Raw genomic sequence first — 24155 nt, forward strand, 5'->3', positions numbered from 1 at the left:
AACGGGTGAAAGCGGCAAAACGCGAATCGTCGAGGCGCATCGAACAGGCCTCTGCCGGATGACAGAGGCTTGCAGAAAAAGATGCGATCAGGCGTTCAAACCGCCGTCCACGTCCAGACCGGTGCCGGAAATTTGCCCCGCAGCCCCAGCCCACGACAGGCGCCAGTAACCAGCGCCTTTTTACCTGTTAAATCGATCTGCATGATGACCTCGTTGCAAGAGTGGAGAGAATCATCATTAGGTATAGCCCGTCGGCGCGATTAACGGCTGAAGGATTCCACCTTCTCAAACGCGGCGCGCAGCACCTCAGGCGTTAACGTCACCGGCAGATAGTGAATCGACTCCACCGGGCGCAGGGTGTGGGCAATGACCTTATCCAGCTCGTCGCGGTTGTGAATATCGACGTCCAGCTCGCGAAGCGTGGTCGGCAGATTGAAGCGCTGGTACGCCGCCACCAGCTGCGCCAGCACGTCGTCCTGACCGAGCAGGGCGCTCTGCACCAGAATGCCGTAGGCCACCTTGGTGCCGTGCAGGTATTTTTCCGTCTGCGGCAGCACGGTTAAGCCGTTGTGCACCGCGTGCGCCGCCGCCACGCGGGTATAGCGCTCACCCAGACCGCCGACCATTCCGCCTCCGGCAATAATCGCATCCACCACGTCCCGGAACGCCTGCGTCTGTTCGCCGCGCTGCTGATCCGCAAGCGCTTCTTCGCTGCGTTCCAGCAGCACGTCACGGATCGCCAGCGCACCGTTCAGGCCAAGACGCACGGTCAGCGGCAGACTCTCAGGTTGAGGGGCGAGCACCGCCGCTTCGTACCACTTCGCCAGCGTATCGCCGATGCCCGCCAGCAGGTATTCCGCCGGGGCGTTAAGGATGATCTGCGGCTCCACCAGCACCAGAAAGTTGGCGTCGTCAAAAATCTCAAACTGTAGCGCCTGACCGGCATCGTTGTACCAGACGGAGAGCGGGGTCCACGCCGCGCAGGTGGCGGCGATAGTGGGAATGCCTACGAACGGCACGCCCAGACGACGCGCCACGGCCTTGACGGTATCCATTACCGCACCGCCGCCCACGCCAATCACCACGCTGGTTTCACTACCCGACTCGTTCACCAGATGGGTGACGTCACGCTCGCTGCAATGGCCCTTAAACAGCAGATGTTTTGCCCCCGTCGCGTTAAAACTCTGCGGCAGATAAGGGCGTGCGCCCTCGATTGCCCGCTCGCCGTAGATCCACACCGCGCGGGAAAGCTGTTCCGGAGTAAAGAAATCATCCAGGTGGGCAAGGCTTCCCGGATGAGAGAAGTAGTTCGCCGGGCCGGGCACGACGCGGATATCGGTGTTGCTCATGAAGTTGTCCTTTTTTAGCAAGCGCTAACCCGATGTTATGTCTGGACATCCGGATGGCTAATAATATTTTGCTTTAACTTATGCCTTTTACGTCGTTGTCAGTCAACAAGAGCTGTGAAAAATTCGCTAAATCAGAAGAGTAATGAAGGATTTACGCGGATGGTTTCCAGTCGCCTTGAGATGCGCGGTATCAGCCTGGCCTTTTCCGGCTTTCAGGCCCTGTCGCGCGTGGATTTCACCCTGAACGGCGGGTCGGTGCATGCGCTGACCGGCGCCAACGGCGCGGGGAAATCGACGCTGATGGCGGTGCTGTGCGGGACGCACGATCGTTATGAAGGCGAAATCTGCATTAACAACCAGCCGGTAAGTATCCGCGAGCCGCTGGACGCCAAACGGCTGGGTATCCACCTTGTGCAGCAGGAGGTGGATGTGGCGCTCATCCCCGGGTTAAGCATTGCCGAAAACATCATGCTTGACCAGCTGGCGCATCCGGGGCATCGCTACAGCTGGCGCGACATCCGCCAGCAGGCGCGGCAGGCGCTGGCGCAGCTGGATGTTTCGCTCGACGTACGCCGCTCCATCGACAGTTGCACGCTGGCTGAAAAACAGCAGATTTTGCTGGCGCGGGCGCTGTCGCACCACTGCCGTTTTCTCATCCTTGATGAGCCCACCGCGCCGCTGGACGCGCACGAGAGTGAGCGTCTGTTTGCGGTAGTAAGACGTCTGCAACAGCAGGGTATCGGCGTGGTGTTTATCTCTCACCGCATTCACGAGCTGAAGGCCATCTGCGACACCCTGACGGTGCTGCGCGACGGCAGGCTGATTGAGTCCGGCCCGATGGCGGATCTGAGCGGCGAAGCGATTGTTGAGAAGATGCTCGGCCATGAGCTGAGCGATATCTATCCGCCCCCGCGCCCGCCGCACGGTGAGGAAACGCTGCTGCGGGTGGAAGGGCTGCACGACGATGCGCTGCTGAAAGATATCTCCCTGCACCTGCGCAAAGGTGAAATCCTCGGCATTGCCGGGCTGGCGGGGGCGGGGAAAACGGAACTCTGCAAGGCGCTGTTTGGCGCCAGCAAAAGCCGCGTCGCGCGCGGCGAGCTGAACCATCAGGCCTGGAAACCGCGCGATCCGGCAGACTCGGTACTGCGCGGTCTGGCGCTGGTGCCGGAGGAGCGGCGCAAAGAGGGCATTTTTATCGACGAGCCGGTGAGCATGAACCTTGCCGTGTGCGCCGATAACAGCTTCTCGCGCTGGAGCCTGTTTGGTCATCGTCAGGCGTGGCGCTGGGCAGAAGAGGTGATTGCCCGCGTCGGTGTGCGCACGCGCGGGCCGGGGCAGGTGCTGCGTCGGCTTTCCGGCGGTAACCAGCAGAAGGTCGCCATCGGCAAATGGCTTCGCAATGACGCCAGCGTGCTGATATTCGACGAGCCGACCAAAGGCGTGGACGTGAAGGCCAAAACCGATCTGTTTCAGCTGATCGACGGCCTGGCGCGCGAGGGCAAAGGTGTCATTTACGCCTCGGGCGAGTTCGCCGAGCTGGTCGGGCTGTGCGACCGCATCTGCGTGCTGTGGGACGGGCGCATCGTGGCGGAAATCGCCGGGGCCGAGGCCCGGGAAGAGACACTACTTTATTATTCAACCGGAGGAACGGCGTCGTGAGCAAGGCCCTTTCAGTGAACGCGGCGGCGTCTGGCCGTCAGCAGATTTTCGATTTTCTCTACAGGTGGGGCATGCTGTTGACCGTCGTCGCGCTGGTGGCGGTGTTTGGCCTGGCGTCGGACAGCTTCCTCGATCCGAACAACATCATCAACATTCTGCGCTCGATTGCCATCGTGACGGTGATTGCCATCGGCGTCTCGATTTCGCTGACCGTCGGCGGGTTCGATCTCTCGGTGGGGTCAACCGCGTCGCTGGCGAACGCGCTGGTGATTTCGCTTTTCGTCTGGCACGGCTTCGGCACCACCGAGTCGATTCTGCTGACCCTTGCGCTCTGCACGCTGGTCGGTCTGTTTAACGCCTTTCTGATCGTCATCCTGCGCATTCCGGACATGCTCGCGACCCTTGCCAGCCTGTTTGTCATCCAGGGCGTGGCGATGACCTACAGCTACGGCGGGTCGATTACCGAGAACATGGTGCTGCCGAGCGGCGACATGGCGGAAGGGACCATTCCGGCGGCGTTCAGCCTGCTGGGGCAGGTGCCGACCATTGTGATCGTCATGCTGGTGGTGACGATTCTGGCGCAGCTTGGCCTGTCGCTGACCACCCACGGACGCCGGATGTACGCCATTGGCGGCAACCCGGAAGCCGCGCGTCTCTCCGGTATTCGTACCACGCGCTACAAGGTGGCGGCCTACGTGATCGCCTCGCTGCTGGCGGGACTGGGCGGAATTTTGCTGGCTTCGCGTATCGGTTCATCGCAGGTGAATGCGGGTGGCGGCTACCTGATGGATGCGGTGGCGGCGGCGTGGATCGGGTTCTCGCTGGCCGGGTCCGGCAAGCCGAACGCGCTGGGCACGCTGGTGGGGGCGGTGATCCTCGGCGTGCTGTCGAACGGGCTGGTGATGCTCTCCGTGCCGTATTACGCCATGGACATTATAAAAGGGCTGGTGCTCGCGATGGCACTGGCGATTACTTACATACAAAAACGCTGACAACACAACGGGATAATAAATGAAAAAGATTGCGCTCTCTTTGGTAGCTCTTGGATTACTCACTTCTTTGCCGGGCCTGGCGGCTACCCCCGCGCCGGTTCCGGCCGCCATTGCCAGCCATGACGGCCCCATTAGCATTGCGGTGATCCGCAACCTGGGCTCGGACGACAACACCACGCAGTTTGTTGCCGGGGCGATTCAGGAAGGGAAAAAGCTCGGCTTTAAGGTCAGCACGTTTTTAAGTAACGGGGACGACGCCAGATTCCAGGATTTCGTGAACCAGGCCATCAGCCAGAAATACGACGGGATTATTCTCTCTCAGGGGCGCGATCCGTACTCCACCGCGCTGGTAAAGAAGGCGGTGGATGCCGGGATTAAAGTTTCGGTGTTTGATACCGCCGTGAACGGCGAGATCCCGGGCGTAACCGTTACCCAGCAGGACGATGCCTCCCTGACCAACCTCTCTTTTGGTCAACTGGCGAAAGATTTCAACGGCAAGGCCAATATCGTCAAGCTGTGGGTCGCGGGCTTCCCGCCGATGGAGCGCCGTCAGGCGGCGTATAAAGAACTGCAAAAGCAGTATCCGGAGATTAAAGAGCTGGAGTCCATCGGCGCGGTCTCCTCTGACGTGCAGGGCGACACCGCCAACAAGGTGGGGGCGATCCTCGCGAAATACCCGAAAGGTAAAATCGACGCCATCTGGGGGACCTGGGATGCCTTCAGTCAGGGCGCGTATAAGGCGCTGAAAGAGAACGGCCGCACCGAGATCAAGCTCTACAGCATCGACATCTCCAACCAGGATCTCCAGCTGATGCGCGAGCCGGGTAGCCCGTGGAAGGTGAGCGTGGCGGTAGATCCGAAGCTGATTGGCGCGACCAACGTACGTCTGATCGCCAATAAGATTGCCGGAGAAGCGACGCCTGCCACCTACGATTTCAAGGCGGCGGCTATTCCGCAGGCGCTGCTGACCGCCCAGCCGGGCGCGGTGAACGTGGCGTCTCTGGGGAAAATCATTCCAGGCTGGGGCCAGACGGAAGATTTTATCGCGCCGTGGTTTGCGACGCTGGAAGCCAGGTCAAAATAATGCCCGGTGGCGCTTCGCTTACCGGGCCTACGGTGTTGTAGGCCGGATAAGGCGCAGCCGCCATCCGGCGAAAGGACTTATACATGTCTGCATTACCTCAACCCGAATACAGCCGCAATATGCGGCTGATTGGCCATAGCGACCAGGGCGGTCGTCCGGACGGAGTACAGCTGATGGTGCACCGTGGTTTCGCCTATATCGGTCATATGGTGTCGCAGGGCTTTTCCATTGTCGACGTGCGCGATCCGAAAAAACCAAAAGCCGCAGGTTACGTGCCCGCGCCGCCGGGTACCTGGAACGTACACCTCCAGGCGCACGACGATTTGCTGCTGGTGATTAACGCCCGGGATCTTTTTGCCGATGCGCGTTTTGCCGATGAGAAGGTCTACTACACCCGCCAGGTGGGGGAGACCGTCAGCGACGTGCAGGATAAAGTCTGGAGCGCCGGGCTTCGCGTCTTTGATATCTCCACGCCGGACGCGCCGCGCGAAATCGGCTTTCTGTCGCTGAGTGGCATCGGCATTCACCGCATCTGGTACGTCGGCGGCCGCTGGGCCTACGTTTCAGCGCTGATCGACGGCTTTACCGACTACATCTTTCTGACCATCGATCTTGCGGACCCGCGTAAGCCTGAAGTCGCGGGGCGCTGGTGGCTGCCCGGGATGAACCAGGCCGAAGGTGAGAAGCCGGACTGGCCGGAAGGAAAACGCTACGCGCTGCACCATGCGATTATTGCCGGCGACACCGCGTATGGCAGCTGGCGTGACGGCGGCCTGACGCTGCTGGACGTGAAGGACCGCACCCGGCCTAAGCTCATTAGCCACCGTAACTGGAGCCCGCCGTTTGGCGGTGGGACGCACACCGCGCTGCCGCTGCCGGACCGCGACCTGCTGGTGGTGCTGGACGAGGCGGTGCTGGATAACCAGCAGGACGGCGAAAAGCTGATCTGGCTGTTTGATATCCGCGAGCCGTCGAATCCGGTAAGTATTGCCACCTTCCCGCAGCCGGATGAAACTGACTACGTGGCGAAAGGGGCGCATTTCGGCCCGCACAACCTGCACGAGAACCGGCCGGGAAGCTTCGTCAGCTCAACGCTGATCTTCGCGACGTACCAGAACGCGGGCGTGCGCGCGTATGACATTTCCAATCCGTATCGCCCGGTAGAAACGGGAGCGCTGGTGCCCGCGGCGCCGGAGAGGATGATGGATACGCGGCCCAACCGCCCGCAGGTGATCCAGTCGTGCGACGTGTTTGTGGATGCGCAGGGGATTATTTACAGCACGGACTATAACGGCGGGATGTCGGTGATTGAGTATCTGGGGTGAGTTTTTGCCGGGTGGCAGCTTCGCCTTACCCGGCCTACATTTTGCACCCGTAGGCCCGGTAAGCGCAGTGCCACCGGGCAAACGTTCTCAACTGTACTGCCGCACTCGCGCCACCAGCTCTTCCGCGCTGTCGATGCGGTCGGCAATGACAATCAGCGCTTTACCGAGGGATATTGCATGGCGGAGGCATTCGTGGCGCATGGCTTCATCCTGGATGGTATCGATATCCGCCACGTGTGAAAGCCCGACGCTGCGGCGAATCAGCTCGGTGCCGCAGAACCCGATGGCGTCATGCCAGACCTTTTTCAGGAACGCGGAGGCATAGCCCGGCGCGCTGAGTGCGGCGTCGCGGGCTTTCTCGTTTGCCAGCGCCTGGAAGCGCTCCGCGAAGGTGTTCCACAGTTCCTGAATATCGTTCAGGCGCTGCTCGCGCGCGGCGGCGGCATCGCGAATGCCGAGGTGCCCAGGCAGGCCGCAGAAGTTCAGCAGCAGGTTGCCGATGGCGGTGCCAACGTCAAAGCCAATCGGCCCAAAATAGCCGAACTCAGCGTCGATGGCCTTCAGGCTGCCGTCGGCCACAAAAATCGAACCGCTGTGAATGTCTCCGTGCAGCAGGGCTTCGGCGTGCGAGAAAAAGCGGTGCTTGAGGGAGGCCACGGCGATTTTAAGCTGGGCGTCGTCGCGCAGGGCGGCAACATCGTTTTCCAGCTCGGCCGGGTAGCTGTTGCGCGCGTGGATCTGGTACGGATCGTTAAAGAACAGATCTTCGGTGATCTCGCACATCTCCGGGTTGATGAATTTCGCTACCTGCGCTTTTTTATCGTGCGGATGCAGATAAAAATCGCTGGTGTGGAACAGGGTGTGAGCCAGATATTCCCCCAGCTGACGCGCCGCCTGGGGGTAGTAAATGTTGTTAATCAGCTCGCCGCGCCAGATGCGATGGCTGGAGAGATCTTCCATCACCATCACCGCCAGTTCCGGGTCAAAGTGGTGGATTTTCACCGTGTGCTGCGGGCTGTGCTGGTAATGCTCGACCAGGGTTTGCGCTTCAAGACGGGCACGATCCAGCGTCAGCGGCCAGGATTCGCCGACGCAGCGTACATAGGGCAGCGCCTGCTTAACGACGATGCGGCTCACGCCCGCGCGGTCGAAAATTTTAAAGACCAGGTTGAGGTTGCCGTCGCCGATTTCCTGCGCCTCTACCAGCGATGAAGGATCGTCAAGTCCGCCAAACTGCCTGGCATACTCCACGGCGTCCTGAGCGGTAAAGGTACGGTATTGCGACATGGCCTGCTCCTCAGTTTTGCTAATTAAGACATGTAGACGTCTATACATCTGGAATTCATCCTGACACAATGTGCTACAACAACGCAACAGGGAATTAACGACATGCAGACATTACAGACGACCAGCCTGCGGGTGGCGGATAATCAGCTCTTTATTCTCGACCAGCAGGCGCTTCCACAGGAGAAACGCTGGCTGGATGCCTCGACGGTCGAGGCGCTGGTCGGGCACATCCACGCCCTGCGGGTGCGCGGCGCGCCGCTGATTGGTCTCTCTGCAAGCCTGTTGTTGGCGCTGTTAGCGGAAAGCGGCAAAAGCCGCGACGAGCTGGCGGTGGCGCTGGAAACCCTGCGCGCCTCCCGCCCGACGGCGGTGAACCTGATGAATAACCTCGATCGCATGAAGATTGCGCTGTGGCAGGAAGATTATATTCCGGCGCTGGTGGCTGAAGCGCTGCGGCTGATTGACGAAGACAAACGGCTCTGTGACGCTATTGCCAGTGCGGGCAGCGCGCTGGTGAAGCGCGGCAGCCGTCTGCTGACCCACTGCAACACCGGCGGGCTGGCGACGGCGGGCGTCGGTACCGCGCTGGGGGTGATTGCTCGCGCGCATCAGGAAGGCAAGGTAAGCAACGTCTGGGTGGATGAAACCCGTCCGCTATTGCAGGGCGGCAGGCTGACCGCGTGGGAACTCGGCGAGCTGGGCGTACCGTATCAGCTGATTACCGACTCCATGGCCGCCAGCCTGATGGCAAAAGGGCAGGTGGACGCCGTGTGGGTGGGTGCAGACCGCATTGCCGCCAACGGCGACGTGGCGAACAAAATCGGCACCTATTCCCTGGCGGTGCTGGCGAAGTTTCACGGCATTCCGTTCTACGTCGCTGCCCCGCAAACGACCCTCGACCCGGACTGCCTGAACGGTGACGCAATCCCGATTGAGCAGCGGGCGGCCAGCGAAGTGACGGGCGTGGCGGGGAGCTTTGGCGCGGTGCAGTGGGCGCCGCAAGAGGCGCAGGTCTATAACCCGGCGTTTGACGTTACCCCCGCCTCGCTGATTAGCGGCTGGGTGCTGGATACAGGCGTGGTCACACCGGACGAGGTAGCGAAAGGGAAATTTGCCTGAGTCCGGCTATCCTTTAAGGGCGTTCCCTGAGAGGACAACATCGTGACGCTCGATCCTGACACAGACTTAAAACTGGAGCGCGTGGTGGATGCACCGCGCGACCTCGGCGATTGCGCGTCATCCGACGAAGGAGATCCGCGAGCAACATGAGCAGATGGGCTTCCATGAAGGGTAGGGTGTTGTGCTGGATCAGCTGGTGGGGTATGTGAAGACTCTTCAACCCCCTCTCCCTTGAGGGAGAGGGATGGGGTGAGGGGGAGAATGCGTTGATCATGTTGAAGAAAGGTTTCTCTTTTTAGTATTCCTCATCTGACGAAATACTGGCTCTCCCTTTTCATCAAAGTATCTTTCCGGCCATATCACCTCCGGTGGAAGGTTAAGAGCCTGAGCGATAAGCAGTTCCCCTTTAGGCCATGGTCGGGAAAGCGCATTTGCCAGTGTGGATGAAGATAATCCAGCCTTTCGGGACAACGCAGCCAGGCTTGTTCCGTGTTTCTTTAGTGCGGCGATGATATCGGCAGGATGCCAGTTCTGATGACGCATTGTGTCCTCCTTACGTGTGTTTGTTACGCGCTTAATTATCCTGTTTTGGGATAAAAACACAACGGGAGGATATTCGATTTCAGGATATTTGTATGGAATCGGAACAATGGCCTCAGTTTACTCGGATGAATACCAACGTGTTATCAATGCATTGAAGAAAGCCCGTAAAGAGAAGGGGATTACTCAGGCGCAGCTTGCGGAAGCGCTGGGAAAACCACAGTCGTTTATTGCTAAAGTTGAAAACGGGGAGCGCAGGTTAGATGTGGTGGAGTTTGTGCATCTGGCGAGGTTGGTTGATGTGAATATATCGTTAATTTTGAATGAAATAATATAGATAAGAAAATAGCAAAGTTAATTATATGGTAAATGATAAAACATCGTGCTCAAGGGGCTAAAATGAATGATAAGTTACAAATTTATGCTGATAATATTAAAAGTACTGGATTTATTTTAGAAAGTAAAGTTTCTGATTTTTTAAATAATCATGGTTGGGGGGTTATTAATAATAAATATTATATAGATGATGTTCAAAGTGTTGCGCGAGAAATAGATATTATTGCTTACAAAGCGACAAAAGTTAGAGATGTATTAGTTTATACAACTCTCATAATTAGTTGTAAGAAAAATGAAGAAAATGTTTGGGCGTTATTAGTGAAAAACATTAAGCCCAATGATCCTAATATTGATTATGAGCCATTGAAAAACTGGAGTAATCACCCAATACTAAACTATGAATTGAATTTTAATAACAAAGAGAAAATCGGCGTGCCGGATGGTATTGTTTATGAAAAAATTTTCAACGTAACAAAAAATGTTTTTGCTTTTCAAGAAATGAGTAAGAAAAGTGGAAGATCAAATAATGATAAAAATATATTCAATTCGATAACGTCATTGATGAAAGCGCAGTCTTATGAGTTAACCTCTTTATCATCAAGAAAAAAAGAACGTAGTGTTTATTTTTTCCATCTAATGTCATTAATTGATAGTGAGATGATACTACTGGATTGTGAAGGAGATGAAATACATCCAAGCGAAACGGAATCGCATACTATCATAAGTAATTATATTATAAATGGTGAATCGACTGCTTCAAAAATAAATTTCATGACACTTAATGGTTTTTTAACTAATGAAATTTATTATCAAAAACTTCACGAATATTATGTAACTTATATCAATAAATGCTTTTCGAATTTTTACAATGATGCTTTTTCTAATATTGATAAACGTAAGATTTTAACAAAAGAGCTATGGCATAAGTATGGGGCAAAGTTATCGCTCGAAGTAATGAGGGGTTTTAAAGTATATGATCGTTTTAGCATAGATGACATCTGGCCTTCTGATGATTCGCTAATAGTTGAGATAACTACTAAGAGTTCGCAGCTTAACGAGCTGTTGGAGGGTAGCGAAAAAATAAAAGAGCAACTTCGAATTTATATTGAAGACGTTTTTAACATGAAAGTGAATAAAAAAATAGCTTTTATAGATGATATTCCATTTTGATTCGTTAAAAGTGCCATTGATTAACGTTAATGGCACTAGAAATGTAAATACCTATGCCAGCCTTGGATACGCATCCGCGATCGCATCACCTGTAAACTGCGCCACCCAACCCTCCGGGTTATCGAAAATACGAATCGCCGTAAAGTTCGGCTCTGAGCCCATATCAAACCAGTGCGGCGTGCCCGCGGGAACGGAAATCAGGTCGTTTTTCTCGCACAGCACCTGATACACCTCATCGCCGATGTGCAGGCAGAACAATCCCGCCCCTTCCACGAAAAAGCGCACTTCGTCTTCACCGTGAGTGTGTTCGTTCAGAAACTTCGCGCGCAGCGCCTCTTTCTGCGGATTGTCGGCGCGCAGGCTGATCACATCCCAGCTCTGGTAACCTTTCTCTGCCACCAGCTTGTCGATCGCATGCTGATAGGCCGCGATCACGGCTTCAGGCGCGGGATCGTGCCCTAAATCGCGATCCGCAGCCCAGCGTTCAAACCGCACGCCTTTGGCGTTGAGCTGTTGGGCAATCTCGGCGGCGTCGGTGCTGTGCCACTGGTGCTGACTGGCGTCTTTATCGGAATAAATGGTCAATGCGCTCATGAAGGGATCTGCTCCGGATTAATCTCGTCAAACTGGTGGATCTGATGATGATGGCTTGCGCCGTCATCTTCACCGCGAATCAGTTGCAGGGTGCGAAAACCCGCCTGTTCAGCCGCGTCCAGCTCCTGATGAATATCCGACAGAAACAGGATCTGCGACGGGGCAATGCCCGTTTGCGCCGCAATATTTTGATAAGACTGCACCTCGCGCTTGGCGCCAATGTGGGTATCAAAATAGCCGCTGAACAGATGAGTAATATCACCTTCGTCGCTGTAGCCAAATAACAGTTTCTGCGCGGCGACAGAGCCAGAGGAATAAACATAGAGATCAATCCCTTGCGCCTTCCATTTTTCCAGCGCGGGCAGTACGTCAGGATAGAGGTGTCCGGTAAAGTCACCGTTGACGTAACCGTCCTGCCAGATGATGCCTTGCAGGGCTTTGAGCGCCGTCGATTTGCGGTCTTCATCCATAAAGGTAAACAGTACGTTGATGAGATCGCTGACGCTGGCATGCGGAGCGCTGATTTCATCGCGCAGGTTGTCCAGAATCGATTTGACCGGCTCGGCGTACTGCTGCGCGGTCACGAAGGCCGCCAGCCGCTCACGCGCGTAGGGGAACAAAACATCATGGACAAAACGGATATCGCTGGTGGTCCCTTCAATATCCGTCACAATCGCGCGAATCATACTCTCTCCCATTGTCGTAAACGCATTTCGCATTCAAATAAGAATTCTAAACCTTCCAGATGACGGCGGGCTTCGGCCACGTCGCGTCCCCAGCAGGTTAAGCCATGGCCGCGCAGAAGAAAACCATAATTAAGCGGGCGTTCCTGCGCGTAATGGGCGATGCGCGAGGCGAGGGCGTCGATGTCCTGGTCGTTATCAAACACCGGGATGGCCACCGTATCCTGGTGCGTGGTCTGCCCGGTAAGGGATTTTTGCATCTCGAAACCGGTGATCTTCAGCTCGGCCTCGTTGACCAGACGCGACAGCACCGTGGCATTGACAGTGTGAACGTGCAGGACGGCGTTAGCCTCGGGAAACAGGCGATAGATGAGGGTATGCAGCCCGGTCTCTGCCGACGGTTTACGGCCAGACGGCGCACGGTTGGTGGCGATTTCAACCTGTAGAAAATCGGCGGTGGTCAGGCTGCCTTTATCTTTTCCGGATTCGCTCAGCCAGCACAGGTGTTCATCCTGACGCACGGACATATTGCCGCCGGTAGCGGGCGCCCAGCCTTTAGCGCCAATCCAGCGGCAGGCCTCGACCAGGTGTGTGAGTTGCAGGTTGTCTGTCATTTCCTTTTACCCTCTCGGTCAGGAATATTTATATCGTTTAGACGTCTAAGCGTCTTGATTGCCAAAGACTAACATCGTGTTATAGTGTCAGCAACATAAGTATTACAGGCAGGCACACTACAATGAGCAATAACCCGTTGATCCCGCAGAGTAAACTTCCAAATCTCGGCACGACGATTTTTACCCGGATGAGCGCTCTGGCGCAGCAGCATAACGCCATTAACCTCTCGCAGGGGTTCCCGGATTTTGACGGCCCGCGCTATTTGCAGGAGCGTCTGGCGTACCACGTGGCGCAGGGGGCAAACCAGTACGCGCCGATGACCGGCGTGCAGGCGTTGCGTGAAGCCATTGCGGATAAAACGGCTGAGCTGTATGGCTATAAACCTGATGCGAACAGCGATGTCACGGTAACCGCAGGGGCGACCGAAGCGCTGTATGCGGCGATAACCGCCCTGGTGCGTACGGGCGATGAGGTGATTTGTTTTGACCCAAGCTACGATAGCTACGCCCCGGCGATTGAACTGGCCGGCGGCGTAGTGAAACGCGTGGCGCTCCAGCCGCCGCATTTTCGTCCGGACTGGCAGGCGTTTGCCGCGCTGCTGAGCGATAAAACCCGGCTGGTGATCCTGAATACGCCGCACAACCCATCGGCGACGGTGTGGCAGAAGAGCGATTTTGCCGCCCTGTGGCAGGCCATCGCCGAACGTGAAATCTATGTTCTGAGCGACGAGGTGTATGAGCATATCTGCTTCGCCGAAGAGGGACATGCCAGCGTGCTGGCGCATCCGCAGCTTCGTGAGCGTGCAATCGCGGTATCGTCATTTGGCAAAACCTACCATATGACCGGCTGGAAGGTCGGGTACTGCGTGGCGCCCGCCGCCATCAGCGCTGAGCTGCGTAAAGTGCACCAGTATCTGACGTTTGCGGTGAACACACCCGCTCAGCTGGCGCTGGCGGATATGCTGCGCAGCGAACCCGGACACTACCGTGAGCTACCGGATTTCTACCGTGCGCGTCGGGATCGGTTTGTGGCTGCGTTGAGCAAAAGCCGTCTGGAGATTTTACCCTGTGAAGGGACCTATTTCCTGCTGGCCGACTACAGCGCGATTTCCGATCTGGACGACGTGAGTTTCTGCCAGTGGCTGACGAAAGAGGTGGGCGTGGCGGCCATTCCGCTGTCGGTGTTCTGCGCCGATCCCTTCCCGCATAAGCTGATCCGACTTTGCTTTGCGAAGCAGGAATCGACGCTGCTGGCAGCGGCAGCGCGGTTAAACGCGCTCTGACTATTTCACCGTCCAGGCTTCAGAAAAACGACGGTCTGCGAAGAGTTCGAGCAGACCGTTGATTTGTTTGAGGCGCAGCACTTCGTCGCTATCCATACCCAACTCCTGGCCAATTTTCTGCTCACTCCAGCCCATAAGCACCAGCTCGCGCACGATTTCTGACATGGCGTTGATCTGGTGGCGTCCGCGCGCGCGGTTGTGGCGAATGGTCGCAGCCATGCGGTCGAACTTTTCCTGCCGCGCTTTACGCAGGCAGGTGACAGGAAGGTAACCCTTAAGCTGGCGCTTCAGGGTCGCCCGGTTACTGCCGATATCATGGCGGTGAAAACCATCGACAATTTCGTAGTGCTGTGGCGCATTTTCCGTCACCACGATAGGCTGTGTGAATCCATCCAGCTCCAGTGACTTGCTGAGCAGCCGCTTTTCCGGTGGCGCGACGTTATTTGGGTTGTAATCGTTAGCGCTGATGTTTGTCTTTTTTATCCACAATACGCAATCGACGGGCTGATCGCGAAAAGGGCTGATTTCATGTAATGCCTGACGAAACGCATTAATAGCGGCTATTCGCTCTTCCTCAGAAAGTGCCTGAAGGTACGTTTCCATTTCGGTGATTATTCGTTGTTGCATAAAATCCCCCATTCCTTGCGTTTTGCTTTCACTCTGTCGCTGTAGCGCTGATAGTGTTTGGGCTTATTTGGGCTAAACGAAAGTGCCCGGCACCAATAGTCATTGTTGAGTAAAACCTTACAAATGCGTCGCCAGGAGGGGATATCTTTTGCACCAATGTCACCCTCCTGCGTATCGGGAATATCGTTCATGCCTCGCTTTTGATACCAGTGGAGATAAACCGCGATTTTATTGCGGTAATGTTCCGCCGTATTTTGCGGCATGCTGTCGAGTAGCAGCATGGCGTATTCGCGCCAGCCAAGATGGTCTGGTTTCAGGATCTTCCGGTGGCCATAAAAATGGTTATCGTGCCCGGCATAAATACCGCCGCTGCGCACCCCGCAGGCACGCTCACACATCGCCGCCCAGCGTTCGGGTTCAATGACATGATAGAGCCACAAGCCCTGACGCTGTTCCGGGCCAAACGGTTCGCAGATGCGCATATAACGCGGCGGCACCCCCGCCTTGTACATCAGGTCGTATAACGGGTTATAGCAACATTTCGATTTCGCGAACCACGTCCAGATGTCGGCGGTTTTCCAGTCGTACAGAGGGTAGATATACCAGGTGTGCCCGCCCGGTGCGACGGTCGTCCAGGGTTTATCGTCAGAAAAGCGCTGCTTACGTGCCGACGCGATAGCCAGAAAGCGGTTGTAGGATTCATCGGCGCGGATCCCCACCATGACGGCGGCAGGACGTTTTTGCGCATACCATTCGGCAAACTCTCGCACGAAGACTTCAAACGTCATTCCCTGCTGATAAAAATCGAAATAGTGATAATCGGTAATGGCATCTTCCGGTGGCTGGCGAACCCAGTTTGTCCCGGGTTCCCAGCACTGCCATTCAGGTTGAAACTGTGACAGGGCGTTCTGGGTCGTGAGCGGAAGCGCTACCCACCAGAACTGATGGATAACATCCCGATACAGCGTTCTCATCGTGTCAACATGCTGAATGGTTGAGGAGAATTGCGCTTCCCAGTCCAGAAAGATGACATCTATTTTTCGCTTTAATTGCCGTGCTTGCTGGGCAACGAGATGCAGCATCACGGTAGAATCTTTTCCACCGGAAAAGGAAACGCATACCCTGGAGAAATTGTTTAGCGTCCAGTCTATGCGTTCCGCTGAAGCGTCTAAAACATTTTCCTGTAAAGGGATTTTATAGATAGACATGGTTAATCGCATCCTGCGTGTTAAATGTCTGGAAAAAATTAAGACGATATTATGAAATCATTTTTCATTATTTTCACGGGATCATTTTTTCAGTTTGCGATTTTTATATTCATCATATAAATGATTTTACGCAGACGGATCGGAAAGACAGAGTTTATGCATTTTCTCAATGAACGTTGAAAAAACGCTGCTGTTCAGCGATGAACGGCTGTAAAGCATATAGACATGTATTTCGGGCAATTCAAATGGGGCGGCGATCCGTTTTATTTTTAACGTCTCTTTATAGGCTTCATAGATTGATACGGGTATAAAGCCTAACAGATCAGATGAACTGACCATGGAGATAAGCGAAATGATGGAGTCCGTGCGAAAAGCAATATCTCTTTCCGGGAAAAGGTCATTGGCGCGATTCTGGAACTCTTTAACGCCCGGGTGCGCACTCTGGTAAAAGGTGAATTTTTCCCGGTATAACGCTTCAAGACTGACCGTATCGGCGAGTCTTGGATGGTTTTCTCGGCAGATTAACGCTATTGGCACCGTGGCAAAGTGAGAACACACCACAGAGCGATTCTTAATTGGGGCAATAGTAAAGATCAGGTCGGCTTTACGGTAGGCGAGCAGGTCCTCTGCGGATTCCGGAGAGATAAGCATATCTCGTTGTTCTATCTCGTAATTTTCCTCTGACATTAGCAGCTTCATTGGTTCGAGCATATAGCCGGGCGACATCATTTGAGAGCAATAGATAACGAACTTTTTCTTGATGTCCGAGTGATGCATCATGTTGATCGTCTGCTCAATTTGGTTGAGATTCTGTTCAAGATGATGATGCAGGTTGGTGCCCACCGTGGTCGGCGTAATTCCCTTACCTGAGCGGATGAACAGGGGGTCATTGAGCTGGCCACGCAGACGTTGCAGCGACTGGCTCACGGCGGATGGCGTGATATAAAGTGTCTCGGCAGCCTTACTGATACTGAGATGTTGGTAAATGCATTCGAAGATGACTAACAGATTGAGATCGAATTTTTTTAGGTCGTAGAGGTTGGCCATGTTTCGTCCTGAGTGTGCTGTGTTTGCTGTCGTTATCACATCATGGAGTACGACAGAGGGAAGTTACCTTTAACAATCCGTGGGGGTAACTCGCTTAATTTAAAAATTAAGTGATCTTAATATATCACGGCTTTGGATTATTGAAACACAACTTCAAGATTTATTAAGATAATTTTATCTTTAAAGTGTGATTGAATTATTTGAATGACAACTGGCATTTATATATAGCGCGAAATTTATAATGAAATTAAATTTATAACGTTTCTGAGACCTGTTCGATTCTGCCTATCACAACCATAGGCAGGACTATCCCTCTTATGCATTGCTCAATGCGCGCACGGATGCTGTAATCAAACCGCTGTTACGGCCTTGATACAAGGTATGTAGAGCGCAACGCAACGCCAGCTTCGGCTGGCACTGAATGTACCTGCGGGGAATTCAGGTATCAGGGCCGCCCGTTGAGGCGGCCTTTTTACTTTCAGGCTTTCCTGTAAAAGGTTCACCTTGCTGTCTTGTTGTTGTTGTAAGGTTTGGCTGATTGATTTGATAAAGCATACGCATTAGCCCCGATGAACAAAGTTGGTTACCTTACATCTCAACGAAAACACGGAGGAAGTACAGATGTCCTTGATTAACACCAAAATTAAACCTTTCAAAAACCAGGCGTTCAAAAACGGTGAGTTCATCGAAGTAACTGAGAAAGATACCGAAGGCCGCTGGAGCGTGTTCTTCTTCTATCCGGCTGACTTCACCTTCGTTTGCCCGACCGAACTGGGCGACGTGGCAGACCACTACGAAGAACTGCAAAAGCTGGGCGTAGACGTTTACTCTGTTTCTACCGATACCCACTTCACCCACAAAGCGTGGCACAGCAGCTCTGAAACTATCGCGAAAATCAAATACGCGATGATCGGCGACCCGACTGGCGCCCTGACCCGTAACTTCGACAACATGCGTGAAGATGAAGGCCTGGCAGACCGCGCGACCTTCGTTGTTGACCCGCAGGGCATTATCCAGGCTATCGAAGTTACCGCTGAAGGTATCGGCCGTGATGCATCTGACCTGCTGCGCAAAGTGAAAGCGGCTCAGTACGTTGCTTCTCACCCAGGCGAAGTGTGCCCGGCGAAATGGAAAGAAGGCGAAGCGACGCTGGCTCCATCTCTGGACCTGGTCGGCAAGATCTAAGTCTGTAAAGCCTGGCGGCGCTACGCTTGCACAGGCCTACAGTATCGTAGGCCGGGTAAACGAAGTGCCACCCGGCAATCAATGGGCGCTCCCCGCGCCCATTTCATTCCAGCACCATGATGCAAGTTGCATTCAGGCAGCCCGTATAAGGCGGCTTGCATGATGACGTTTTAAGAGAGGGAAGAATAATGCTCGACGCTAACATGAAAACCCAGCTCAAGGCCTATCTTGAGAAACTGACCAAACCTGTTGAGCTGATTGCCACGCTGGACGACAGCGCGAAATCGGCAGAAATCAAAGCGCTGCTGACAGAGATTGCTGAGCTGTCGACGAAAGTGACCTTCAAAGAAGACAACACGCTGGCAGTCCGTAAGCCTTCTTTCCTGATCGCCAACCCAGGGTCTGACCAGGGGCCGCGTTTCGCGGGCTCTCCGCTGGGGCACGAATTTACGTCCCTGGTGCTGGCGCTGCTGTGGACCGGTGGTCATCCGTCAAAAGAAGCGCAGGCGCTGCTGGAGCAGATCCGCGATATCGACGGTGATTTTGAGTTTGAAACCTATTACTCACTCTCCTGCCACAACTGTCCGGACGTGGTGCAGGCGCTGAACCTGATGTCAGTCCTCAACCCACGCATTAAGCACACGGCGATTGACGGCGGTACGTTCCAGAACGAAATCACCGAGCGCAACGTGATGGGCGTTCCGGCGGTTTACCTGAATGGTCAGGAGTTCGGCCAGGGGCGTATGACCTTGACCGAAATCGTCGCCAAAGTGGATACCGGCGCAGAAAAACGTGCGGCGGAAGAGTTGAACCAACGCGATGCGTACGACGTACTGATTGTTGGCTCCGGCCCGGCGGGCGCGGCGGCAGCGGTCTACTCCGCACGTAAAGGGATCCGTACCGGTCTGATGGGCGAGCGTTTCGGTGGTCAGGTTCTGGATACCGTTGACATTGAAAACTACATTTCCGTGCCGAAAACCGAAGGCCAGAAACTGGCCGGGGCGCTGAAAGCGCACGTCAGCGACTACGACGTGGATGTCATTGACAGCCAGAGCGCCAGCAAACTGGTTCCGGCGGCGGTCGAGGGTGGTTTGCACCAGATTGAAACAGCGTCCGGCGCGGTGCTGAAGGCGCGCAGCGTGATCATTGCCACCGGCGCGAAATGGCGCAACATGAACGTCCCGGGCGAAGATCAGTATCGCACCAAAGGCGTGACCTATTGCCCGCACTGTGACGGCCCGCTGTTCAAAGGTAAACGCGTCGCGGTGATCGGCGGCGGTAACTCCGGCGTGGAAGCGGCTATCGATCTGGCGGGAATTGTTGAACACGTTACCCTGCTGGAGTTCGCCCCGGAGATGAAAGCGGACCAGGTGTTGCAGGATAAGGTGCGTAGCCTGAATAACGTCGATATTGTGCTCAATGCCCAGACGACAGAAGTGAAAGGCGACGGCAGCAAAGTGACCGGTCTGGAATACCGTGACCGCGTGAGTGGCGATATCCACAGCGTGGCGCTGGCAGGGATCTTTGTTCAGATTGGCCTGCTGCCAAACACCACCTGGCTGGAAGGCGCGATTGAGCGCAACCGCATGGGCGAGATCATCATTGATGCGAAATGCGAAACCAGCGTGAAGGGCGTATTTGCGGCGGGCGACTGCACCACCGTGCCGTACAAACAGATCATCATCGCCACTGGCGAAGGTGCGAAAGCGTCGCTGAGCTCGTTTGATTATCTGATCCGCACCAAAACCGCATAATAAAAGAAAGCAAGACGACACCTGCAATGCCAGAGGCCACCAAAAGGTGGCCTCTTTTTTTATCTCACGACCATCACCGGAATGTGGGTGTGGCGGATCACGCTGGAGGCGTTCGACCCCAGCAGGTGAGTGGTGATGGAAGGGTTACGTGAACCAATCACTACCACGTCGGCATTTAATTCCCCCGCCAGCTCATTAACGGCGTCGCGCACGCTACCGAACCGGACGTGGGTTTTGATGCGGGAAGGATCGATGCTGAAGTGCCCGACCATGGTTTGCAGGCGTGTCTCGGCTTCATGCTGTAAATGCTCTTCAAAACGACGCACATCAGCAGCGAAACGATGCAGGCTCAGGCTGGCAGAGCCCGGTAAAACATGCAGAAGATGAATAACTCCGTCCTGCTGCGCGAGAAATTCCGCGTGACGTACAGCCTTATCACTCAGTTCCATTTCGAAAACATCAACCGGCATAATGATTGTTTGATACATAACCGTTTCTCCTTGTTTATAAACGCTGAAATCATTCAACCACAAAATATAAAAGGTTTCTGTAATCCCGACAGCACTTTTTTATCTCGCCAGGATAAATCTCAAAACAGCCGGATTCCGGGGCAGATCCCGAGAGGTAGCTACCCTTTTATAAGCTTACCCACACCCTTTCGGAGGTTGCATGAAAGCTCTCACCTATCACGGTCCACATCATGTTCGGGTCGATAATGTCCCCGATCCGGGCATCGAACAGCCTGACGATATCATCCTGCGCGTAACGGCCACGGCGATCTGTGGTTCTGATTTGCATCTTTATCGCGGAAAAATTCCCAAGGTCCAGCACGGCGATATCTTTGGTCATGAATTTATGGGCGAGGTGGTGGAGTGCGGGAGCGAAGTGAAAAACGTGCAGAAAGGTGACCGGGTGGTGATCCCGTTTGTGATTGCCTGCGGTGACTGCTTCTTTTGCCAGATGCAACAGTACGCGGCCTGCGAAAACACGAACCGCGGGCAGGGCGCGGCGCTGAACAAAAAGCAAATTCCCGCGCCTGCCGCGCTGTTTGGCTACAGCCATCTTTACGGCGGCGTGCCGGGCGGACAGGCGGAGTATGTGCGCGTCCCGAAAGGCAACGTGGGGCCGTTTAAAGTGCCCCAGCTGCTGTCTGACGACAAAGCGCTTTTCCTGTCAGATATTCTGCCTACCGCCTGGCAGGCGGCAAAAAATGCGCAGATCCAGAAAGGCTCCAGCGTCGCCGTATTCGGGGCCGGGCCGGTGGGGTTACTGACCATTGCCTGCGCGCGGCTTCTCGGCGCAGAGCAGATTTTCGTGGTTGACCATCATCCCTATCGACTGCGGTTTGCCCAGGAGCGCTACGGCGCGATCCCGATTAACTTTGATGACGATAACGACGCGGCGGAGAAAATCATTGAGCAAACGGCCGGACAGCGCGGAGTGGATGCGGTGATTGATGCCGTCGGGTTTGAGGCCAAAGGCAGCACCACGGAAACGATCCTCAGTAACCTGAAAATTGAAGGCAGCAGCGGCAAAGCCCTGCGCCAGTGCATTGCTGCGGTGCGACGCGGCGGCGTGGTCAGCGTGCCGGGCGTGTACGCCGGTTTTATTCACGGCTTCCTGTTTGGCGATGCCTTCGATAAAGGGCTGAGCTTTAAGATGGGGCAGACCCACGTCCATGCCTGGCTGGGAGAGCTGCTGCCGCTCATCGAAAAAGGGCTGCTTACCCCAGAAGATATTGTGACCCACTATCTTCCGCTGGCTGATGCGGAACGCGCCTATAAGATCTTCGAAAAACGGGAGGAGGAGTGCCGCAAGGTGATCCTGGTGCCTGGCGCAGACACCCCGGAGGCAGCGCAGCAGAAAGTGAAGGGACTGGTGAATGCCTTCCCCGGCGGCGTTGTGTGAGGTTCCTCACTCACCAGTGGCGCTCAAGATACAGCACCGCCACGACGAGGATCGCCAGGATGATGAGAAAAACCAGTGTGATAACAAGTATCTCACCCATGACCGTCCCCACGGCACTACAACAGACTAAGCGTGGATTAAGCGGTTTTTGTCCGGTATAGCACAATAGGGTGAATTTGCGGAAAGAGGATGCGGGTGCATCCTCTGTGCAAAGCGGGGTCGCTTGTTCAGAAGGGATTAACGCAGGTAATCGCCAGCGGCTTCGGGCTGGTAGAGCAGCTCAAGCACTTCCAGGTGAGCTGAGGCACCGCCCGGGAGTTCCCAGTGGATGGTATCGCCCGTGCGCAGTCCAAGCAGCGCCGCGCCCACGGGTGCCAGCACCGACAGTTGCGTGCTGCTGTCGGTCATCTGCGCCGGATAGACCAGCGTACGGGTGAGCTCCTCTCCGGTGGTCAGGTTGCGGAACTTCACCTGGCTGTTCATGGTGACCACATCATGCGGCATGGTCTCAGGCGTACACATCTGCGCCCGGTCGAGCTCTTCGTTCAGCGCATCGGCTACCGGCAGCGAGGCGAATTCTGGTTTCTCCAACAGTCGGTCAATACGTTCTGCGTCGAGTTCATTGATGATAATCGTAGGTCTGGACATTTTTACTCCATGTCGTTAATGCTGCGTGTAACGCAGAAACCAATCCAAAAGAAAACCCTCGCCGTCTGGCAGCGAGGGTTTAACTTATCTGATGATACTGTCTGAAACCGTAAGTTTGAAGTGATGAAGGTCACAATCATGCGCCATATGAATTTTTGGCAATAAACCCGGCGTCCCGATTCACGCTGAACGGAAATTTCGTTACGCTGGAAAGACTGAACCCGGGCAATGCGCGTTGCAGCCCCAGCGTAGAGAGAGCGATATGTACTTTTACCAACCGTCTCAGGGGCACGGCCTGCCGCACGACCCGCTGAACGCCATTATCGGTCCACGTCCGATTGGCTGGATCTCATCCTGTGACAAGGCCGGTCAACTGAACCTTGCCCCGTACAGCTTCTTTAACTGCTTTAACTATCGCCCACCGATCATTGGTTTTTCCAGCAACGGCTGGAAGGATAGCGTGCGGAATATTACCGAAACGGGGGAGTTTGTCTGGAACCTCGCAACGCGCGATCTGGCCGAGGCGATGAATGAAACCTCCGCCACGCTCCCTCATGGCGAGGATGAATTTACCTTTGCCGGCCTGACGCCCGTAGCCAGCCAGCTTGTGAGCTCGCCGCGCGTGGCGGAAAGCCCGGTGAATTTCGAGTGTCGATTGTCACAGTGCATTCAGCTTACCGGCGCGGATGGGACACCGATTGATACCTGGCTGGTGCTCGGCGAAGTCGTGGGTGTCCATATCGCCGAGAGTTTGCTGGAAGAGGGGATATACCAGACCGCGAAAGCGCAGCCCATTCTGCGTGCGGGTGGACCGACGGCCTACTACGCCATCAGTGACAGCCATCGCTTCGATCTGGTACGCCCGGATGCGCGCAGGGGGTGATATGCGCGCAACCCTGTTGCCCGCCGATCAGCAGTTTTTTGCCGATCTGTTGAGCGGCCTGGTGCTCAACCCACAGCAGCTGGGGCGAGTCTGGTTTGCTCAACGTGGCGCGTCTGACGCTGTCGGAAGCGTGAGCCGCGACTGGCCACGGCTTGATGTCGTTCTTCGCGGGGAATATGGCAACAGACTGGTTACCGGGCAGCAGACCCTCTGCCAGGGGGAAATGCTGTTTCTTCCCGCCCAGGCCGCCAGCGTCCCGGTGTTTGAACGACCGGTCATGCTGCTGAGCATTCTTTTTGCGCCGTCGTGGCTGGGGCTGGTGTTTCATGATACCCGTCACGGGCGATCCGTGCCTGCGCAGCGACACGTTGAGCTTCCTCATCCTGAACGAGGCGAATGTGCTGCGATGCTGATGGCCCTGACGCACCTGAGCGCTTCCCCGCAGGATCAGGCCATTATTCAACCGCTGGTGCTGAGCCTGCTGCACTGGTGCCGGAAAGTGGTGTCGTCGCTGCCTGAACCGGGACTGTCGCGCGGGGATTTCCTCTATCAGAGCATTTGTAACTGGGTGCAGGAAAACTATGCTGAATCCCTGTCGCGGGACAGCGTCGCCGCGCTTTTTAATATTTCGGCCAACCATCTGTCACGCCTGTTCTCCCAACAGGGGACGATGAGTTTTGTGGATTACGTTCGTTGGGTGCGTATGGCGAAGGCGAGAACCATCCTGCAAAAATACCACCTGCCGGTGGGGGAAGTGGCGAAGCGCTGCGGCTATGCCGATAGCGACTATTTTAGCCGTCTGTTCCGGCGCCAGTTTGGCCTGACGCCGGGGGAGTATCGCGCACGCTTTCAGTGAC

General features: G+C 55.3%; 25 protein-coding genes and 1 pseudogene. 14 read left to right on the forward strand and 12 right to left on the reverse strand.

Features of this window, described 5'->3' with window-relative positions:
* Positions 1–260: 260 nt before the first annotated feature.
* A complete protein-coding gene (locus ACOTY5_RS01855; RefSeq protein ID WP_045910663.1) occupies positions 261–1349 on the reverse strand; it encodes an oxidoreductase in 1089 nt (362 codons plus the stop codon).
* Between the two features lie 159 nt (positions 1350–1508).
* On the opposite strand from ACOTY5_RS01855, the gene ACOTY5_RS01860 reads away from it, so the two are divergent.
* The 4 genes from ACOTY5_RS01860 (at position 1509) to ACOTY5_RS01875 (ending at position 6412) form a co-directional block, all read left to right on the forward strand.
* Entirely contained in the window at positions 1509–3011 is a 1503-nt protein-coding gene (locus ACOTY5_RS01860; protein ID WP_015571168.1) for a sugar ABC transporter ATP-binding protein, read from the forward strand.
* Positions 3008–4003, forward strand: a complete 996-nt coding sequence (locus tag ACOTY5_RS01865; protein ID WP_032103096.1) for an ABC transporter permease — start codon at positions 3008–3010, stop codon at positions 4001–4003. The genes ACOTY5_RS01860 and ACOTY5_RS01865 overlap by 4 nt, the downstream gene beginning before the upstream one ends.
* A gap of 19 nt (positions 4004–4022) precedes the next feature.
* Positions 4023–5087 carry a sugar ABC transporter substrate-binding protein gene (locus ACOTY5_RS01870; RefSeq protein ID WP_421631824.1) on the forward strand — a complete coding sequence of 355 codons (1065 nt, stop codon included), beginning with the start codon at positions 4023–4025 and terminating at the stop codon, positions 5085–5087.
* 83 nt (positions 5088–5170) lie between these two features.
* On the forward strand, positions 5171–6412 hold the full coding sequence (locus ACOTY5_RS01875) for an LVIVD repeat-containing protein (RefSeq protein ID WP_045142685.1): 1242 nt from the start codon (positions 5171–5173) through the stop codon (positions 6410–6412).
* 87 nt (positions 6413–6499) lie between these two features.
* On the opposite strand, the gene mtnK is transcribed toward ACOTY5_RS01875, so the two are convergent.
* On the reverse strand, positions 6500–7699 hold the full coding sequence (mtnK, locus tag ACOTY5_RS01880; protein WP_032103099.1) for an S-methyl-5-thioribose kinase: 1200 nt from the start codon (positions 7697–7699) through the stop codon (positions 6500–6502).
* 102 nt (positions 7700–7801) lie between these two features.
* Here mtnK and mtnA point away from each other — a divergent pair, with 102 nt between their 5' ends.
* On the forward strand, positions 7802–8818 hold the full coding sequence (gene mtnA / locus ACOTY5_RS01885) for an S-methyl-5-thioribose-1-phosphate isomerase (protein ID WP_045142686.1): 1017 nt from the start codon (positions 7802–7804) through the stop codon (positions 8816–8818).
* A 103-nt stretch (positions 8819–8921) separates the two neighbouring features.
* A pseudogene (locus tag ACOTY5_RS01890) lies at positions 8922–8993 on the forward strand (polyketide cyclase); the annotation flags it as partial.
* A 95-nt stretch (positions 8994–9088) separates the two neighbouring features.
* Here ACOTY5_RS01890 and ACOTY5_RS01895 read toward each other — a convergent pair.
* Positions 9089–9361: a helix-turn-helix domain-containing protein gene (locus ACOTY5_RS01895; RefSeq protein WP_045339325.1), complete on the reverse strand. Its 273-nt coding sequence runs from the start codon at positions 9359–9361 to the stop codon at positions 9089–9091.
* A gap of 106 nt (positions 9362–9467) precedes the next feature.
* Between ACOTY5_RS01895 and ACOTY5_RS01900 the strand changes: the two genes are divergently transcribed.
* Together ACOTY5_RS01900 and ACOTY5_RS01905 are read left to right on the forward strand one after the other, a co-directional pair.
* Positions 9468–9695 (forward strand): helix-turn-helix domain-containing protein, encoded by a 228-nt coding sequence (locus tag ACOTY5_RS01900; protein WP_045142687.1) that lies wholly within the window; start codon positions 9468–9470, stop codon positions 9693–9695.
* A 62-nt stretch (positions 9696–9757) separates the two neighbouring features.
* On the forward strand, positions 9758–10864 hold the full coding sequence (locus ACOTY5_RS01905) for a hypothetical protein (protein ID WP_259429760.1): 1107 nt from the start codon (positions 9758–9760) through the stop codon (positions 10862–10864).
* Between the two features lie 51 nt (positions 10865–10915).
* Here the strand turns inward: ACOTY5_RS01905 and ACOTY5_RS01910 are convergent, their stop codons facing one another.
* Genes ACOTY5_RS01910 through ACOTY5_RS01920 form a run of 3 tightly spaced genes read right to left on the reverse strand, consistent with a single transcriptional unit; the run spans position 10916 to position 12755 of the window.
* A complete protein-coding gene (locus ACOTY5_RS01910; protein ID WP_023315605.1) occupies positions 10916–11458 on the reverse strand; it encodes a 1,2-dihydroxy-3-keto-5-methylthiopentene dioxygenase in 543 nt (180 codons plus the stop codon).
* Positions 11455–12144, reverse strand: a complete 690-nt coding sequence (gene mtnC / locus ACOTY5_RS01915; RefSeq protein ID WP_006809660.1) for an acireductone synthase — start codon at positions 12142–12144, stop codon at positions 11455–11457. Before mtnC ends, ACOTY5_RS01910 begins: the two co-directional genes overlap by 4 nt.
* Positions 12141–12755, reverse strand: a complete 615-nt coding sequence (locus ACOTY5_RS01920) for a methylthioribulose 1-phosphate dehydratase (protein WP_017382494.1) — start codon at positions 12753–12755, stop codon at positions 12141–12143. Before ACOTY5_RS01920 ends, mtnC begins: the two co-directional genes overlap by 4 nt.
* 122 nt (positions 12756–12877) lie before the next feature.
* Here ACOTY5_RS01920 and ACOTY5_RS01925 point away from each other — a divergent pair, with 122 nt between their 5' ends.
* A complete protein-coding gene (locus ACOTY5_RS01925; protein WP_017694327.1) occupies positions 12878–14038 on the forward strand; it encodes a pyridoxal phosphate-dependent aminotransferase in 1161 nt (386 codons plus the stop codon).
* On the opposite strand, the gene ACOTY5_RS01930 is transcribed toward ACOTY5_RS01925, so the two are convergent.
* From ACOTY5_RS01930 to citR, 3 genes are all read right to left on the reverse strand, one after another.
* Positions 14039–14665 carry an IbrB-like domain-containing protein gene (locus ACOTY5_RS01930; RefSeq protein ID WP_023303279.1) on the reverse strand — a complete coding sequence of 209 codons (627 nt, stop codon included), beginning with the start codon at positions 14663–14665 and terminating at the stop codon, positions 14039–14041.
* Positions 14650–15873 carry a phosphoadenosine phosphosulfate reductase gene (locus ACOTY5_RS01935; RefSeq protein ID WP_017382491.1) on the reverse strand — a complete coding sequence of 408 codons (1224 nt, stop codon included), beginning with the start codon at positions 15871–15873 and terminating at the stop codon, positions 14650–14652. Before ACOTY5_RS01935 ends, ACOTY5_RS01930 begins: the two co-directional genes overlap by 16 nt.
* Positions 15874–15999: 126 nt before the next feature.
* On the reverse strand, positions 16000–16920 hold the full coding sequence (gene citR, locus ACOTY5_RS01940; RefSeq protein WP_032652946.1) for a DNA-binding transcriptional repressor CitR: 921 nt from the start codon (positions 16918–16920) through the stop codon (positions 16000–16002).
* A 621-nt stretch (positions 16921–17541) separates the two neighbouring features.
* Here citR and ahpC point away from each other — a divergent pair.
* Complete coding sequence (ahpC, locus tag ACOTY5_RS01945) at positions 17542–18105, forward strand: alkyl hydroperoxide reductase subunit C (RefSeq protein WP_014882974.1); 564 nt, start codon at positions 17542–17544, stop codon at positions 18103–18105.
* A 188-nt stretch (positions 18106–18293) separates the two neighbouring features.
* Entirely contained in the window at positions 18294–19859 is a 1566-nt protein-coding gene (ahpF, locus tag ACOTY5_RS01950) for an alkyl hydroperoxide reductase subunit F (RefSeq protein ID WP_045142408.1), read from the forward strand.
* Between the two features lie 59 nt (positions 19860–19918).
* On the opposite strand, the gene uspG is transcribed toward ahpF, so the two are convergent.
* Entirely contained in the window at positions 19919–20347 is a 429-nt protein-coding gene (gene uspG / locus ACOTY5_RS01955; RefSeq protein WP_006809652.1) for a universal stress protein UspG, read from the reverse strand.
* Between the two features lie 181 nt (positions 20348–20528).
* On the opposite strand from uspG, the gene ACOTY5_RS01960 reads away from it, so the two are divergent.
* Complete coding sequence (locus ACOTY5_RS01960; RefSeq protein ID WP_015571156.1) at positions 20529–21767, forward strand: zinc-dependent alcohol dehydrogenase; 1239 nt, start codon at positions 20529–20531, stop codon at positions 21765–21767.
* A 10-nt stretch (positions 21768–21777) separates the two neighbouring features.
* On the opposite strand, the gene yldA is transcribed toward ACOTY5_RS01960, so the two are convergent.
* Both yldA and rnk read right to left on the reverse strand, forming a co-directional pair.
* Positions 21778–21867 carry a small membrane protein YldA gene (yldA, locus tag ACOTY5_RS01965; RefSeq protein WP_015571155.1) on the reverse strand — a complete coding sequence of 30 codons (90 nt, stop codon included), beginning with the start codon at positions 21865–21867 and terminating at the stop codon, positions 21778–21780.
* A gap of 137 nt (positions 21868–22004) precedes the next feature.
* On the reverse strand, positions 22005–22415 hold the full coding sequence (gene rnk, locus ACOTY5_RS01970; RefSeq protein ID WP_006809650.1) for a nucleoside diphosphate kinase regulator: 411 nt from the start codon (positions 22413–22415) through the stop codon (positions 22005–22007).
* Between the two features lie 262 nt (positions 22416–22677).
* Between rnk and ACOTY5_RS01975 the strand changes: the two genes are divergently transcribed.
* Positions 22678–23298: a flavin reductase family protein gene (locus tag ACOTY5_RS01975; RefSeq protein WP_003858756.1), complete on the forward strand. Its 621-nt coding sequence runs from the start codon at positions 22678–22680 to the stop codon at positions 23296–23298.
* Between the two features lies 1 nt (position 23299).
* The gene (locus ACOTY5_RS01980) at positions 23300–24154 is read left to right on the forward strand and encodes a helix-turn-helix domain-containing protein (RefSeq protein WP_026094381.1); all 855 of its coding nucleotides are present in this window, start codon (positions 23300–23302) and stop codon (positions 24152–24154) included.
* The last annotated feature ends 1 nt before the right edge of the window (position 24155 follow it).

Origin of the sequence: Enterobacter cloacae complex sp. SHL018 (assembly GCF_049237905.1) — a bacterium.
Lineage (GTDB): Bacteria > Pseudomonadota > Gammaproteobacteria > Enterobacterales > Enterobacteriaceae > Enterobacter > Enterobacter hormaechei_C.